The organism is Pseudomonas sp. Irchel s3h9 (assembly GCF_900187475.1).
In the GTDB taxonomy this organism is placed as follows: Bacteria; Pseudomonadota; Gammaproteobacteria; order Pseudomonadales; family Pseudomonadaceae; genus Aquipseudomonas; species Aquipseudomonas neuropathica.
In genome coordinates this window covers 105,592-121,050 of the sequence record NZ_FYDH01000003.1, presented here as the reverse complement: position 1 = coordinate 121,050, position 15,459 = coordinate 105,592, and the positions used below count along the sequence as shown (strand labels likewise).

At 59.5% G+C, this 15,459-nt stretch carries 9 protein-coding genes; 4 read left to right on the top strand and 5 right to left on the bottom strand.

Annotated elements, in window-relative coordinates; translation table 11 throughout:
* Window positions 1–1,575 (top strand): ABC transporter ATP-binding protein, encoded by a 1,575-nt coding sequence (locus CKW26_RS05740; RefSeq protein WP_095047837.1) that lies wholly within the window; start codon window positions 1–3, stop codon window positions 1,573–1,575.
* Window positions 1,576–1,732: 157 nt separating this feature from the next.
* Here the strand turns inward: CKW26_RS05740 and CKW26_RS05735 are convergent, their stop codons facing one another.
* Together CKW26_RS05735 and CKW26_RS05730 are read right to left on the bottom strand one after the other, a co-directional pair.
* Window positions 1,733–2,050 carry an SCP2 sterol-binding domain-containing protein gene (locus CKW26_RS05735; protein ID WP_007912567.1) on the bottom strand — a complete coding sequence of 106 codons (318 nt, stop codon included), beginning with the start codon at window positions 2,048–2,050 and terminating at the stop codon, window positions 1,733–1,735.
* Between the two features lie 49 nt (window positions 2,051–2,099).
* The gene (locus CKW26_RS05730; RefSeq protein ID WP_095047836.1) at window positions 2,100–2,810 is read right to left on the bottom strand and encodes a histidine phosphatase family protein; all 711 of its coding nucleotides are present in this window, start codon (window positions 2,808–2,810) and stop codon (window positions 2,100–2,102) included.
* 204 nt (window positions 2,811–3,014) lie between these two features.
* Here CKW26_RS05730 and sohB point away from each other — a divergent pair, with 204 nt between their 5' ends.
* Window positions 3,015–4,046 (top strand): protease SohB, encoded by a 1,032-nt coding sequence (gene sohB, locus CKW26_RS05725; protein WP_095047835.1) that lies wholly within the window; start codon window positions 3,015–3,017, stop codon window positions 4,044–4,046.
* Between the two features lie 62 nt (window positions 4,047–4,108).
* Here the strand turns inward: sohB and CKW26_RS05720 are convergent, their stop codons facing one another.
* Together CKW26_RS05720 and CKW26_RS05715 are read right to left on the bottom strand one after the other, a co-directional pair.
* A complete protein-coding gene (locus tag CKW26_RS05720) occupies window positions 4,109–4,603 on the bottom strand; it encodes a DUF934 domain-containing protein (protein ID WP_093430863.1) in 495 nt (164 codons plus the stop codon).
* A complete protein-coding gene (locus CKW26_RS05715) occupies window positions 4,587–6,245 on the bottom strand; it encodes a nitrite/sulfite reductase (RefSeq protein WP_095047834.1) in 1,659 nt (552 codons plus the stop codon). The genes CKW26_RS05720 and CKW26_RS05715 overlap by 17 nt, the downstream gene beginning before the upstream one ends.
* Before the next feature lie 525 nt (window positions 6,246–6,770).
* On the opposite strand from CKW26_RS05715, the gene CKW26_RS05710 reads away from it, so the two are divergent.
* A complete protein-coding gene (locus CKW26_RS05710) occupies window positions 6,771–7,844 on the top strand; it encodes an ABC transporter substrate-binding protein (RefSeq protein WP_095047833.1) in 1,074 nt (357 codons plus the stop codon).
* 5 nt (window positions 7,845–7,849) lie between these two features.
* Here CKW26_RS05710 and CKW26_RS05705 read toward each other — a convergent pair whose 3' ends face one another.
* The gene (locus tag CKW26_RS05705) at window positions 7,850–8,068 is read right to left on the bottom strand and encodes a DUF2970 domain-containing protein (protein WP_016983294.1); all 219 of its coding nucleotides are present in this window, start codon (window positions 8,066–8,068) and stop codon (window positions 7,850–7,852) included.
* Between the two features lie 148 nt (window positions 8,069–8,216).
* Between CKW26_RS05705 and CKW26_RS05700 the strand changes: the two genes are divergently transcribed.
* Window positions 8,217–15,428: an NEL-type E3 ubiquitin ligase domain-containing protein gene (locus CKW26_RS05700; RefSeq protein ID WP_095047832.1), complete on the top strand. Its 7,212-nt coding sequence runs from the start codon at window positions 8,217–8,219 to the stop codon at window positions 15,426–15,428.
* The last annotated feature ends 31 nt before the right edge of the window (window positions 15,429–15,459 follow it).

Genomic DNA, 15,459 nt, shown 5'->3' with positions numbered 1-15,459 from the left:
ATGCCCGAACATCTGATCGAAATACGCGACCTGCGCGTCGCCTTCAATGGCCAGTCTGTGGTGCACGGCATCGACCTTGATATCCGCCCCGGCGAATGTCTTGCGCTGGTCGGGGAATCCGGCTCCGGTAAATCGGTGACGGCGCACAGCATTCTGCAATTGCTTGACCCGGCCATCACGCAGATTGATGGCAGCATCCGCTATGTTGGCGAGGAGTTGCTTGGCGTACATGAGCGCTACTTGCGCCAATTGCGTGGCAACCGCATCGCGATGATTTTTCAGGAGCCGATGAGCTCACTGAACCCTTTGCACACGATTGAGCGGCAACTGGGCGAAAGCCTCGCGCTGCACAAGGGGCTGGCCGGGGCGGCGGCGCGTCAGCGAATTGTGCAATTGCTCGAACTGGTGGGCATTCAACGTCCGCGCGAACGGCTCAAGGCTTATCCGCATCAATTGTCGGGCGGTCAGCGACAACGGGTGATGATCGCCATGGCGCTGGCCTGCGAGCCACAGTTGTTGATTGCCGACGAGCCGACCACTGCGCTGGACGTGACCGTGCAACGCAAGATTTTGTTGCTGCTCAAAGAACTGCAGGAGCGCCTGGGAATGGCGCTGTTGATCATCAGTCATGATCTGAATCTGGTGCGCAATATCGCTCAGCGGGTGGCAGTCATGCGTGGAGGATTGATCGTCGAGCAGGCGCCTTGTGAACAGTTGTTCAGCACGCCGCAGCATCCTTACAGCATTGAGTTGCTCAACGCCGAGCCGGGTGGCGAGGCGTTGTGTCGGGAACCCGCTGAGGATTTGCTGGAGGTGCGCGATCTCAATGTGCGCTTCCGTTTGGGCGGTGGCTGGCTGCGCGCGAAGTCTTGGTTGCACGCGGTCAACGGCATTGATTTGAATCTTCAGCGCGGCAAAACCCTGGGCATTGTTGGCGAGTCCGGTTCCGGCAAGTCGACGCTGGGCCAAGCGATTCTGCGTTTGCTGGATGCCCAGGGCAGCATCCGCTTTCAGGGCGAGGCGCTGGAGCACTTGAGCGGCAAGCAACTCAGGCCGCTGCGCAAACGTCTGCAAGTGGTGTTTCAGGATCCGTTCGGCAGCCTCAGTCCACGTTTGTGCGTGGAGCAGATCATCGCCGAAGGTTTACAGGTGCACAGTGATTTGAACGCCGATGAGCGTGAGAGGGCGGTGATCGATGTGCTGCGTGAAGTCGGTCTTGATCCGGCCACCCGCCATCGCTATCCCCACGAGTTTTCCGGTGGTCAGCGGCAACGCATCGCCATTGCCCGGGCGCTGGTGCTCAAGCCTGACTTGATCCTGCTGGATGAGCCGACCTCGGCACTGGATCGCACGGTGCAAAAACAGATAGTCGCGTTATTGCGGCGTTTGCAGGCGGAACACGGCTTGACCTATCTGTTCATCAGCCACGACCTGGCGGTGGTGCGCGCGTTGGCCCATGACTTGATTGTGATGAAGGACGGTGAGGTGGTGGAGCGTGGCGAGACGAATGCGCTGTTTCATGCCGCGCAGCATCCGTATACCCGAGAGTTGCTGGCCGCTTCGTTCACCGGGTAACCCTGTAGGAGCTGTCGAGTGAAACGAGGCTGCGATCTTTTGACTTTGCGTTCTAAAAAGCCAGATCAAAAGATCGCAGCGTGCCGCAGTTCCTACAGGGCCGAAACGCAAAAATCCCGCCACTGGGGGCGGGATTCTTGTGTCACTGAACGCGCTATTACGACGGGAACAGCTCGGACAGTTTCATCGACAGCATCATGTCGCCTTCAACGCGCAGTTTGCCGCCCATGAAAGCCTGCATGCCGTCGGTTTCGCCGCTGACGATACCTTTCAGGGTTTCGCTATCCAGTACCAGCGTGCAGTTGGCGTCCGGGTTCTCGCCTTCCTGGATATCGCAGGTGCCGTCTTTGACGATCAGCGAGTACTGCTTGTCTTCGTCAGTGATGTTGAAACCGAAGACCAGATCCAGACCGGCAGCAGCGGCTGGGTTGAACTTGGCTTGCATTGCTTTTACGGCATCGGCTACGGAGGTCATGGTTCGATCCTTATGGGTTGATTACAGCAAGGTTCACAGTTAACCGGACTCAGCGGAAAGTGATGAGTTCCGGTGCCTTCAACAGCTGCAGGTGTGCATGACTGTTGAAGGAGGCCAAAGCCACCTCGCGACCGCGGAACTTCAGCTGGTTGAGCGAGGTGTTGACGATTTGCCAGTTCAATTCAAAGGCCTGTCTGGCAGGCATTTGCGTAATGAGGTGGAGCAGGGCGGTGATGGTGCCGCCGGAGGTGAACACGGCGATTTTCTGTTTGTCGCCGGCCTGTTCAAGGATTCGGTGTAACCCGGCCTGAACCCGTTCGACGAAACCCAGCCAGCTTTCCAGCCCCGGGGTGTCAAAAGTGCCGGCCAGCCAGCGCTCGATGATCAAGGCGAAAATCCGTTGGAATTCGCCACGGTTCTGTGCGGCGTTGCGCAGGATGTCGAGGGCTTCCGGCTCGTCCGCCAGCATGTCCGGGAGCAGCGCACGAATGACCGCGTCGGCATCGAATTCGTTGAACGCAGAATCGGTTTCCAGGGTCGGCACCGGCAGGCCTTTGGCGGCGTATTGCGCCAGCGCGCTGGTGGCCGTGTGCTGTTGGCGACGCAGGTCACCGGCGAGGCAGCGATCGAAGCTGATGCCCAGTTCAGCGAGGTGCTGACCGAGGATTTCTGCCTGACGCACACCGGTCGGCGACAGGACGTCATAGTCGTCTGCACCAAAGGAGGCCTGGCCATGTCGTATCAAGTAGATGCTGCCCACGTCCGCGTCATCCCGGTACGTTGAAGGTTGTGGCGAGGTTATGAGGATGACGGGTAGCTGTCAATGAAAAAACATACGCTTGTTTGAAATGCCCGTTACAGGGGTGTTGCCAGAGGTTTCACGGCTGGCCGACAAGCCGGCGCATGGGTATGCTGGAACCATCCCGCGTGTGTCTCACATCCGCGCATCGTTTAAGGAGTCTTTGTGGAGTTTTTCACCGAATACGCCAGCTTCCTGGCCAAGACCGTCACCCTGGTAGTCGCCATTCTGGTGGTGCTTGCCAGTTTTGCCGCATTGCGCAGCAAGGGCCGGCGCAAATCGGCCGGCCAGTTGCAGGTCAGCAAACTCAATGATTTCTACAAGGGCCTGCGTGAGCGCCTGGAGCAGACGTTGCTCGACAAGGATCAGCTCAAGGCTTTGCGCAAGGGCGAGGCCAAATCCGAGAAAAATGCGAAGAAGCAGAAGAAACAACCCGACACCAAATCGCGTGTGTTCGTGCTGGATTTCGACGGCGACATCAAGGCCTCGGCCACCGAAAGCCTGCGCCATGAAATCACCGCACTGCTGACGCTCGCCACGCCAAAGGACGAAGTGGTCCTGCGTCTGGAAAGCGGTGGCGGCATGGTTCACAGCTACGGTCTGGCATCCTCGCAATTGGCGCGGATCCGTGAGGCCGGCGTGCCGTTGACCGTGTGCATCGACAAGGTCGCGGCCAGCGGCGGCTACATGATGGCGTGCATCGGCGAGAAGATCATCAGCGCGCCGTTTGCGATTCTTGGTTCGATCGGCGTGGTTGCACAGTTGCCCAACGTCAACCGCTTGCTGAAGAAGCACGACATCGACTTTGAAGTACTGACCGCCGGCGAGTACAAACGCACCCTGACCGTGTTTGGCGAAAACACCGAGAAGGGCCGGGAGAAGTTCCAGGAAGATCTGGACATCACCCATCAACTGTTCAAGAACTTTGTTGCGCGTTATCGCCCGCAACTGGCCATCGATGATGTGGCCACCGGTGAAGTCTGGCTCGGCGTCGCGGCGCTGGATAAACAACTGGTCGATGAACTAAAGACCAGTGATGAATACCTGGCCGACCGGGCGAAAAAGGCTGAGGTCTACCACCTGCACTACGCCGAGCGCAAAAGCTTGCAGGAACGTATTGGCATGGCCGCCAGCGGCTCGGTCGACCGCGTACTGCTGAGCTGGTGGAGTCGGCTGACCCAGCAGCGCTTCTGGTAATTCGAGCAGGCATAAAAAAACGCCGGTCACATGACCGGCGTTTTTTTGTCCGCAGCAAACCTTCAGCGGCGACGGAACAGCGGCAGCGGTTCGTCGGTGGCGGCCTGATAGGTCACCGAAAAGTCCTTGAGACCTTCCAAAGCTTCGTACGGGTCTTTGTCCGCACGCACGGCAAAGGCGTCGAAACCACAGCGGTGCATGTAGAACAGTTGATCGCGCAGCACGTCACCAATCGCCCGCAGTTCACCTTTGAAACCGTAACGGTCACGCAGCAGGCGGGCGTTGGAGTAGTTGCGGCCGTCGGTGAACGCCGGGAAGTTCAAGGCAATCACCTGAAACTCGGCGACGTCTTCACCGATTTCTTCGGCTTCTTCGTCGGCGTCCAGCCACACACCCAGACCACCGTCGCGAGCCTTGAGCATGCGACTGTGTTCACGCCACAGTTGCAGCGGCACGATCAGGTCGTCGCAGTTGCTGATCTCGTCGATGTTGAAATCCTTGGGCAGCAAGTGCCAGGTTTCGTCGACGACCGCGTTATTCTTAATGATTCGCTGCATAGACGCGTTCCTTGAAGAGGTCGATGCCAATACGCTGGTAGGTGTCGATGAAGCGCTCGTCTTCGGTACGTTGTTCAACGTACACGTCGATCAGCTTCGAAATCACGTCCGGCATGGCTTCCTGGGCGAAGGACGGGCCGAGGATCTTGCCCAGGCTCGCATCACGGCTGGCACTGCCGCCGAGGGAGACCTGATAGAACTCTTCGCCTTTCTTGTCCACCCCGAGGATGCCGATGTGGCCGACGTGGTGGTGACCACAAGCGTTCATGCAACCGGAGATGTTCAGGTCCAGTTCACCGATGTCGAACAGGTAGTCGAGGTCGTCGAAGCGACGCTGGATCGACTCGGCAATCGGGATCGACTTGGCGTTGGCCAGCGAGCAGAAATCACCGCCAGGGCAGCAGATGATGTCGGTCAGCAAGCCGATGTTAGGCGTGGCGAAACCGCCTTCACGCAGCTCACCCCACAGGACAAACAACTGGCTTTGCTCGACGTCGGCAAGAATGATGTTCTGCTCGTGCGAGGTGCGCAGTTGACCAAAGCTGTAGCGGTCGGCCAGATCGGCGACGGCGTCGAGCTGTTTGTCAGTGATATCGCCCGGGGCAACGCCGGTTGGTTTCAGCGACAGGGTCACGGCCACGTAACCCGGCTTTTTGTGCGCCAGGGTGTTGCGGGTGCGCCAGCGAGCGAAGCCTGGATGTTCTTTGTCCAGCTCGGCCAGTTGCGCGGTCTGGTTGTCCAGCGCCTTGTAGTCCGGGTCGACGAAGTGCTTGGCGACGCGATGCAGTTCAGCCTCGGTCAAAGTGGTCTGGCCACCGCGCAGGTGTTCCATTTCCGCATCGACTTTCTGTGCGAACACTTCCGGCGTGAGCGCTTTGACGAGAATCTTGATCCGCGCCTTGTATTTGTTGTCGCGACGGCCGTAGCGGTTGTACACGCGCAGGATCGCGTCGAGGTAGCTCAACAGGTCCTGCCACGGCAGGAATTCGTTGATGAACGCGCCGACCACCGGAGTACGACCGAGGCCGCCACCGACCAGCACACGGAAACCCAGCTCACCAGCGGCGTTGTGCACCGGCTCAAGGCCGATGTCGTGAACTTCAATGGCCGCACGGTCAGCGGTCGAACCGTTGACGGCGATCTTGAACTTACGCGGCAGGTAGGCGAATTCCGGGTGGAACGTGGTCCACTGACGAACGATCTCGCACCATGGGCGCGGGTCGATCACTTCGTCGGCAGCGACACCGGCGAACTGGTCGGTGGTGACGTTGCGCAGGCAGTTGCCGCTGGTCTGGATCGCGTGCATCTGCACGGTGGCCAGTTCAGCCAGAATGTCCGGGATGTCTTCCACCGCCGGCCAGTTGAACTGCACGTTCTGCCGCGTACTGATGTGGGCGTAGCCCTTGTCGTAGTCGCGGGCAATCTTGGCCATCATGCGCGTCTGACGCGAAGTCAGCTGGCCGTAAGGCACCGCCACACGCAACATCGGCGCGAAGCGCTGGATGTACAGGCCATTTTGCAGGCGCAGGGGGCGGAATTCTTCTTCGCTCAGCTCACCTGCCAGATAGCGTCGGGTCTGATCACGGAACTGCTTGACGCGGTCCTCGATGATCCGCTGATCGTACTCGTCGTATACGTACATATAAGTCCTGTTCTCAGGCTTGGGCCATTCGGAGTAGCACTGCGTTTTCGCTTGCTGGAGTCCGATTGTGCCTCTGCAATTCTGCGCGCACGGCCGCGCACTCCCTAACGGAGCCGGGGCAATATACCCGTTTGCAGTTATGCGCAAAAGTGATGTTTGAGTATATGTAAAGAACCAAATCGCCTAACGAGAATGGCTGTCAACTAACCCACATTTGTCGTGCGGACAATCATCGTCTTAACTGTGGTCGAGTCTTTCTGCAATCACCGACAAAACCGACAAGAGGCGATGCAATGAGCAATCCGACCAAGGCAAGAAAAAGCGACAGCAGTGTCGATGCGTGGGCCATTTTGTTCCTGATCATTCTCGTAGTAGGGACAGCGGTATTCTGGGTCAGTCATCAGTAAACGACCCATCCGGGCCCGCTTCCGACAGATTGTCGGACAAAAAACGGGATCAGGCATCAATAGCCGGTGGAACGCGGGCTATAATGCGCGGCCATTTTTCCTTGGGCCTGGATGCTTCATGTTCAAGTTTGTCCACATCAGTCTTCTGTTGTTCGCCGCGCTGTTTCAGACCGGCGCGCGGGCAGAGTCTGTGCTGTTTTTGAATCCGGGCTCGACGCAGGAAGCGTTCTGGGTCAGCTATTCGCAATTCATGCAGGCGGCCGCTCATGATCTGGGCATCGATCTGCAAATTCTCTATTCCCAACGCCAACCCGAACTGACCCTGGCTCAGGCGCGCATTGCGTTGCAGGGGCCGAATCGTCCCGAGTACCTGGTGTTCGTCAACGAACAATACGTCGCCCCGCAAATTCTGCGCCTGGCCGAGAACAGCGGCGTGAAGCTGTTTATGGTCAACGCGGCGCTGACACCTGACCAGCAAGCGCTGGTCGGTGAGCGGAACGACCGCATCGGCAGCCTGGTGCCGAACGACGAGGAGGGTGGTTACCTGATGATGAAGGAACTGATCCGCCTGCACCCGCCGACGCCTGCTGCTGAGCCGATTGAAGTGTTGGCGTTCTCCGGGTTGAAGGTCACCCCCTCGGCACAATTGCGCGAGCGCGGCATGCAGCGGGCGTTGGCCGAACACCCACAGATGCGTCTGCGGCAATTGGTCTACAGCGGCTGGACCCAAGAGCGCGCCTATGAGCAGGCCAAACAGCTGTTTGCCCGTTACCCGAAGGTGTCGCTGGTGTGGTCGGCCAATGATGAGATGGCCTTCGGCGCGATGCGCGCTTACGCAGAGACCGGCAAAGTCCCCGGCAAAGATGCCTTGTTCAGTGCAATCAATACCTCACCGGCGGCCTTGCAGGCGTTGGTTGACGGGCGTTTGAGCGCGCTGGTCGGCGGGCATTTCACCCTGGGCGGCTGGGCGTTGGTCGAGTTGCATGATGTTGAGCAAGGCGTCGATTTGAATCACTACGGCGGCCGTGACCGGCAGATTCCCTTATTGCAATTGATCGACAAAGCGCACGCCCGGCAAATGCTGGCCATGGGCACGTCGCCTGACTACGGCGTGAATTTCCGCAAGCTCTCGGCCAAGGGGCAACCGGCGTCGTATCGCTACCCGTTCACCTTGCAGACCCTGATGCGCTGACCGCGTCAGACCCCGGCGAAATGCAGCACCAGTTTGACGATGGCAAACAGCGTCAGCGCAAACACCGCCGTGAACAGAATGCCCAGCATCACGAAATGGCTGGGTTTGCCATGGGTGAAGTCCCTTGCCCGGTTCTTGCCGCTCTGCACCCCGAACGCCGCCGCCATCACGCTGTGCAGCATCTGCCAGAAGGTCGGCGGTTTGTTGTCGACTGGATCGTCCATAAATCCCTCCGCTGAAAGTTGTGCCTCTCAAGCATAGTCAAATAGCGCTCGGCTGTTCGCAGACACGTCGTTACAACTGCTATAACCCTGTACCGCTCAACCCACCGATACAAGTGATGTGCTGTCGCTCCATTTATAGGAGCAATGTATGTCCCCCGATTTCCTTATTCCTCAAGCCACGGACAAGCCTGCACCACCGCCTGCTACCGAGAGCCTGCACGGGCCTTTTCTGGAGGCTGCGGTGCCGCCATGGCTGATCGGTGCTTCTGCCCTCAGAAAGGCCGAGTTCAAACAGGCGAGGACCGTCCTGCCGCACTGGTATAGCGCGATGGCACCGGCACAACGTCGTATTTTGCATGAAACCTACAGACACAGTTTCAGCACGCAAACGCGATTGGACCAGACCATGGCGGCGTTCAAGGACATTGATGCGTTCGCCCGACCCATGCTGATGCAGGCGCTGAAAAGCCGTTTTCAGGTCGAGGTTGATGTCGACAAAACCCTGTTATGCCTCCGGCGACCCATACGCGCCGGTATCCTCGGCGAGGAAATCGGAACTTACGAATCCTTGACGCTCCCTTTGCTGCAGGCTGCGCTGCACAACTTTGAAAGTGACGAATGTCGGTACGGGGCGTTTCACCACAGCTCCGGGTTTGCAATCCAGAACCCTGCCACGGAGGTCCACACGGCTGTGCCGGTAAACGTGTCGGTCAGAAACTTTCTTGGCCTGTGCCGTGAACTGGATATCGGTGCGAAGTATCAGGCCTATCTCGATTCGTTTTTCCATCCCAAAAAACCCAAGGCCGAGGCGAGGTTGCGCCGGCGGTTCATTGCCAGCCAAAAATCAGCCATGCGCGCGGCGGCTGATCGAGCTTTGTTGACCAAGGACATTCTGCCGGAAGACCACGCGATGATCATTTCTGTCATCAGAGGTGAGCGACATCCCAGAATCGGTCGCAATCAGGTCTGGTTTCAGGACCTGAGCCTGATGAGGCACAGGTTGGTGGGGTGTGTTGCGTTCAAGATCGCCGAAAGGAATCGCCCCACCGAGGCAGTGATTCTTTACGTGCCGAATGATCCCGTACATCCGCTGAAGCGCTATACCGGCACACAAATGCAGAGCACCTTCAAGCGGCTGCTTACCGCTCGCGTTCAAGGGCAGTCGCCAGACATCGGTCCGACGCCTTACCAGCGGTTTTTGAGCCAGTTCTTGCCCTACGAAAAACGTCCTTACTATTTCAGCCAGTTCGTGAAGGTTGCCGACTCTGCGGCCGATTGGCTGACGTCGCCCTGGCGCAAAATACTGGAAGTCACACTGACCGCTGTCGAGATCTGGAAAACCTCACCCAAATACGAGAAGAGGGTGCCGGAGCCCGATCCTTATATTGCCGCCACGTTGAGGCCTCACGTGCAGGCTTTTCCCTGGGCTGCCAATTCCGACCTTTGGACCTATCTCTACGAAAAGCACCGCGAGAAGGTCTTCGCGGATGCCCGCTGCCACGCGGTTCCAACCGCCGACGCGGACGCCAGTGCACGAAACGCCAAACTGTCAGGCCTGCTGCAATTCGGACTCCTGGCGCTGAATGTGGCGTCGATGTTTGTGCCGGTGTTGGGCGAGATCATGCTCGTGGTGATGGCTGGCCAGTTGTTGTTCGAAACCATCGAGGGCGTGGTCGAATGGAGCGAGGGTGACAGGCACGCCGCCAAGGCGCACTTGGTGGATGTGGCGGAAAACCTCGCGCAGATCGGTGTAATGGCGGCTGCCGGCGCGGGTTTCAGATGGCTGACGGCGGTAAAAGCGGAGCCGCTGATGGAGCAACTGCACCCCGTGACTTTGCCCAGCGGCGAAACCCGATTGTGGAAGCCCGACTTCACTGGCTATGAACAGCACCTTACGTTGAGTGGATCAGTGCGGCCGAATGCACAGGGGCAGTACCGGATCGACGGCAAAATCTGTTTTCGCCACGGCGGAAGGTTCTACGAGCAGATACTCGACGAGTCAACCGCTCAATGGCGGCTCAAACATCCCACAGATGCCGACGCTTACCAGCCCGTCCTGAGTCATAACGGTCAGGGCGCCTGGCGGCTGGCGCTGGAACAGCCGATGAACTGGGAGCGACTGACACTGCTGCGGCGCATGGGGCACATCACCGATGACTTCAGCGATGAATCCCTGCTGATGCTGGCCGATATCAGCGCCGTCAGTGACAACGCCTTGCGCAAAATGCACATGGATCATCTGCCGCCACCTCCCGAATTGCACGACGCGATGCGTCTGTTTCGCGCCGATAGGGGAGCCAGGCAAATGATCGAGCAACTGCGCGGAGCGAGGCCCATTGATGAGGGGTATCTGTACGCACTGCCGTTGGTCACCGAAATGCCACACTGGCCGGCCGATCGGATACTGGAGTTTTTCGTCGGTGCCGAGGGCGAAGGATCGTCGACTCGGTACGGTGCGCAGACAACCCTGCCCGGGTTTGATCCCAAACCGGTCATCCGTATCAGCCGTGCGCAGGTATTGAACGGAGAAATGCCTGCGCGAATTCTGGCAGCGCTGCAGGAAAACGAAGTAGGCCAGCTACTGGGCCCGGCCGACGCGCAGTTTCGTCCAGCGAGGCCAGACGCATTCAGTCGCAGGCTCGCCGATTATGCCCATACACGTCAGTCGGCCATTTTCGACAGTCTTTACAGAGGCAGCGAACCGCTCGGCATACGTGGGCGCATGCTGCAGCGTGAATGTCCCGGACTCAGCGATGCGGCCGCACAGGATGTGCTCGATCATGCAACGGCGGCGGAACTGGCCCGAATGGACGCTACCGGGCGATCCCCCTTGAAAATGCTCGAAGAGGCCCGCTGGCATGCTCGCCAAGGCCGCCAGGTTCGTGCGTTCGCCGGTTTGCACAGCGAGACCCTGGCTTCAGCAGACAGCCGAAGGCTGGCACTGTTTGCTCTGGAACAGTTGCCAGGATGGCCGCAGACATTGCGCCTGGAAATTCGCGAGGGCAGCACAACCGGCGCAGTGCTCGACAGCGTCGGTGAGCCAGCAGCACCGGTCAAACGCTCTCTGGTCAAGAATGGGCCTGCTTATCAGGCCTTTGGTGATCGCGCAGAAGCGCTCAGCAGGATGTCGGGTGCAGAGGACAGTTTCTATCATTCGCTCCTGCAGGCGCTGCCCGATGACATACGCCTGGCCATTGACTTGCCGGAAGGAAGCCCTGGCAGCGAACTGCAACATAAAATTATCGGCTCGGCCCATGCTCATCGGCGTCAAGCTGCGCACGTTCTCGCGCCGCAAGCCAAAGCGTTCAAACCACCGGTGCGGGTGAGCGCAAGGCTCAAGGGCTATTATGCCAGTGGCCGTGGCCCAAGCCTTGCGCCATCGCTGGAGTCACGGGTGGCGCATCTCTATCCGGAGGCGCGGCAGGCCGAGGCGTTCCTCACCCAGCAACGCGGCAGAAGTAATGCGCAGATCTTCCGCGAACTGGAATTCCGTCGGTTGGATTGGGAAAGACTCGATACCACCCTTGAGCAATGGCAGGCCGGCCCGACCGGGAGTCGGGCTGCGCTGCACAGGGCGCAAGTTGCTCAGGCACTCAGAAATGCCTGGCGCAATGGCCCGTTGGCCGGGCAAGTGGTGGAAGCCGGGCGTCTCTCGCTGGTATGCGATACGCCGTTGCCTGCGCTCTCCACACGTTTTGCCCATATCAATGAACTGTCCGTGGCGGGGCTGGGCATAACGGATACCCATGCGGACGGTTTTCTGGTGGCCTTCCCGAATGTCACGGATTTGTCGATCGGCGAGCTGGGGCAACAGACTGATCGCCCCACGTCTGTGGCCGGCGCGCTGACGACCCTGCCGGAGGCGGTCGGCCGGATGCCCGGACTGACCCGGCTGCGTTTTTCCACCGATGCGGCGTTACTGGCGCCAGGCTTTTCTCAACGGCTCAGCTCGCTTGTCAGGCTGGAAGCGCTGCGCATCGATTATTCAGGAGTCGACTCAGCCACCCTGCATGAACTTGACCTGACGCCCTTGACCCGCCTGCGCAGCCTGCGCATTGACGCGCCCCGTGCCTTGTGGCGATGGCCCGCGTACGTCGAGCGCCTTGAGCATCTTGAGCGTCTGGATTTGACGCATACGTTGATAGAGACGCTGTCCGAATCGCTGTATCACGATCACGAGCAACTTTGGGCCGGGCTGGCGCTCGACTGGTCGAGGGTGACCCCGGCGACCTTCCGGCGCGCTTACGAATACGTCAGCCAATATTCCGGCCCACTGGGCCACCTGCTCGATCTGCATCAGATGGTCGGCGAGTTCTGCCGCGCCGAGCTCGATACGATGGCGCCAATGCCGAGTTTCACTGACCCGTTATCCGAAGCGTTCAACGCGACCTGGGTGACACCGCAGGCAAGAGTTACCGCCATCGAACAGCTTCGGGCGGAGCATGAAGCCATTTTCGCTGCGTTCTACACACCTGCCTTGCGGCATGGAACACGCTATGCTGCCCTTCGGCGGCAATGGTCCATGGGGCCCAACGCCGACGTTGTGAACGCGCTCAAGACCAACTGGTATGGCACGGTTCGCCAACGGTACGGCCTGACCGCCAACGTGGCGACATTTGAACTGCCGGTTACCCGATCAGGCCAAGCCGTATTGACGGCTGCAGACTTGATCACCGAGTTGCCGCCACTGCCGGCAGGCAGTTTCTCCCACGTGCGTACACTGCGCCTGGGGAGGCTGGACGTCCCCATTGAACAGGCTCGGCACTTTCTCCGCGCATTCAGTCATGTCGAATCACTTGAATTCAGCGGTAATACCTTCACCGAGCTGCCCTTTGCGGCGGATGAGCTGTCAGCGCTGACGCATCTGGATGCATCGGGCAACAGGATTGAGGTAACGCCTGTTGTGCAGCGGCAGATCAACGGGTTGCAGCGTCTCAGTAGGTTGAATCTGAGTAACAACCCGCTGGGCAACATCGATGTCAGCCTGTTGAGCCGATTGCGTGCCCTGGGCCTGAGATCGACGCAGTTGCGTGCCTGGCCCGCCGGTGCCGAAAACCTGCCTCGGTTGGCGTGGCTCGACCTGCGAGACAACCGGATCTCGTCACTGCCACCGTCGGTGTTGACCCATCCCGACGCGCTGATGAGAGCCAACCTGGCCGGTAACGTATTCAGTCCTGAGGGTGAAGCAAGCCTGCACGGGGCGCTGCAGCGAATCGAGCAGCAAAGGGGCCTGGGGCCGGGCACGCTGGCACGATTCGCTGCAGAACCGGTGCCGGAGCTTTTCCCTCCTGCGGAAACAGGCTGGTCGTTTATCGACCTGATGTTATCGCTTCCAGAAGCCGCGACGGTGCTTCAAGGGCAAACGGGGCCCTCGGCGCAGTTGCAACGTTTGACTCGCATCATGCCGGTCGAGCAAGCGCGACTTCACTTGCAGAATCTGCGGGCGTCGGGGGCGAGCGATGCGCAGATCGAAGCACGGATCACCGAATGGCAGCACCTTTGCGAGGCATTGGTCCGTCGAGCGAATGACTGGCTGTATACCCGCGAAGTGCGCACGGACACGTACAGGATCAATGCGCGAGACCGATCGGTCGCGGCGAGGCGCCTCTTCGAAGCCTGGCTGGACGGACTCACAGAGCATGTCGACAGAGCCCGGCTGGACCTGGATTTCCAAGGCCTGCAAACCGGTGATTTGCCGGAGCTGGCAGTTCCGATCCCTGCAGTCAGAACGCTGGATCTGAGCGGTGTGGGCATGACCACACGGGGTTCGGACGGGTTTCTCAGGGCTTTTCCCCACGTCGAAATCTTGTATATCAGTGGCAATCCCCTGGTGTCGGTGCCTGGGCCGGTCCTGCGGATGCAGCATCTTGAACGCCTGGAGATGCAGTATTGCGATCTCGCGGACGCGACGGACCTTTACCCGTTGATGGCCCGTGCGCGCCTTCGCAGGCTGGATGTCGGCTACAACGAACTTCGGGTATTCAACCCGCCCGACTTTGGCGCCGTCCAGACCCTGGACTTGCGCTATAACCACCTGACCGCATGGCCTGGCCGTGTATTCGAGGCGCCGCAGTTGCACAGCTTGGACCTGAGCGGCAACGAACTCACCCACATTCCCGGGGAATTGTTCAACGGCGAACACGAGCGTCTGATCCAGGGGACCAATCTCTCCGAGAATCGACGCTTGTCCCTTTCTGCTTTGCAGGACATGCGCCGCTATGCGCGTGAGCAGTCGGCGTTGCACGTGCTGGGAATGTCACGCCGAAACATTGAGACGATGATCGACACACACCTTTTCGGCGATCTGTTCGGTGGCGCAGAACCGGTCGGCATTCCCGAAGACGCCGCCGGCAATGTGGACTTGGACGATCCTGACGCCGCTGTGCTGCCTGTCGAAGAGGTCCTGGATCCGGTCAACGATGTGGCACCGAGATCAAGAGATCCGTGGCTCCAGCACAGCGATGTGACGCTCGCGGCTCGCAGAGCGGACATTTGGGGGCAACTGGCGCGAGAACCCGATCACCAGCGTTTTTTTCAGCTGCTGCGTTTGTTGCGCGACACGGACGACTTCCGGCTGGTACCGGCCGACCTGACGCGCAGAATGTGGGATGTCATGCAAGCAGCCACGGAGAACAGCGAATTGCGCCAGTTGCTGTTTCTCGGCGCTGAAAGCCATGGCACGTGCCCGGACGGGCGGATTCTGACATTCAGCGATCTGGAAGTGCGGGTGTCGGTGTATCGGGCACTGCACGACATCCCGGTGCATCGGATGGCGCTAAGGGGCCGGGCGTTATTGCGTCTGTCCCGGCAATTGTTTCGTCTGGACAGGATCGAGACGCTGGCTGACGCCGCAGGGCGGGGCAGGGATCGTGCCGAGGTGCGCCTGAAATATCGCATCGGTCTGACCGGTGGTTGGGGCGATGGGGTGGATCTGCCCGGGCAGCCGACATACATGCTCTATGACGTACCCCTCAGCGGTGAACTGCTGAATCAGACCCGGGCCTCGATCCTCGAGGCGGAACGAACTGACGCACTGCCACTGAGCATGATCGCCCGCGATTACTGGATCACCTATCTGGAGGAACGCCTTCCGCTGGAGATGCAGGCGATAGACTCCGCGGTTGATCAGCAACGCCAAGAGCGCTGGAGTGTGTTGGATGATCGACTTTCTCGGGGTGAAATCGATGCGCGACAGTACGATCGGGAACTGGAAGATTTGGGCAAGGCGATGGAACGGCTGCTCACCCAGAAACGGCTCGAGCTGACACGTCGGGAGATCATCGATCTGCAGAGTTTTGCCGATGAGGCCGAAGAAGGTGATCGAGTCACGCCGAAACCGGGACCATCGAGCCGCCCTTGACGGGGGCAGACTGGCGTTGAAGATTGCGCCG

What these genes read in the sequence shown, in the direction of transcription:
- CKW26_RS05740 (WP_095047837.1), top strand. Translation starts at nt 1, where the DNA reads ATGCCCGAACATCTGATCGAAATACGCGACCTGCGCGTCGCCTTCAAT.
- CKW26_RS05735 (WP_007912567.1), bottom strand. Translation starts at nt 2,050, where the DNA reads ATGACCTCCGTAGCCGATGCCGTAAAAGCAATGCAAGCCAAGTTCAAC.
- CKW26_RS05720 (WP_093430863.1), bottom strand. Translation starts at nt 4,603, where the DNA reads ATGCAGCGAATCATTAAGAATAACGCGGTCGTCGACGAAACCTGGCAC.
- CKW26_RS05715 (WP_095047834.1), bottom strand. Translation starts at nt 6,245, where the DNA reads ATGTACGTATACGACGAGTACGATCAGCGGATCATCGAGGACCGCGTC.
- CKW26_RS05710 (WP_095047833.1), top strand. Translation starts at nt 6,771, where the DNA reads ATGTTCAAGTTTGTCCACATCAGTCTTCTGTTGTTCGCCGCGCTGTTT.
- CKW26_RS05705 (WP_016983294.1), bottom strand. Translation starts at nt 8,068, where the DNA reads ATGGACGATCCAGTCGACAACAAACCGCCGACCTTCTGGCAGATGCTG.
- CKW26_RS05700 (WP_095047832.1), top strand. Translation starts at nt 8,217, where the DNA reads ATGTCCCCCGATTTCCTTATTCCTCAAGCCACGGACAAGCCTGCACCA.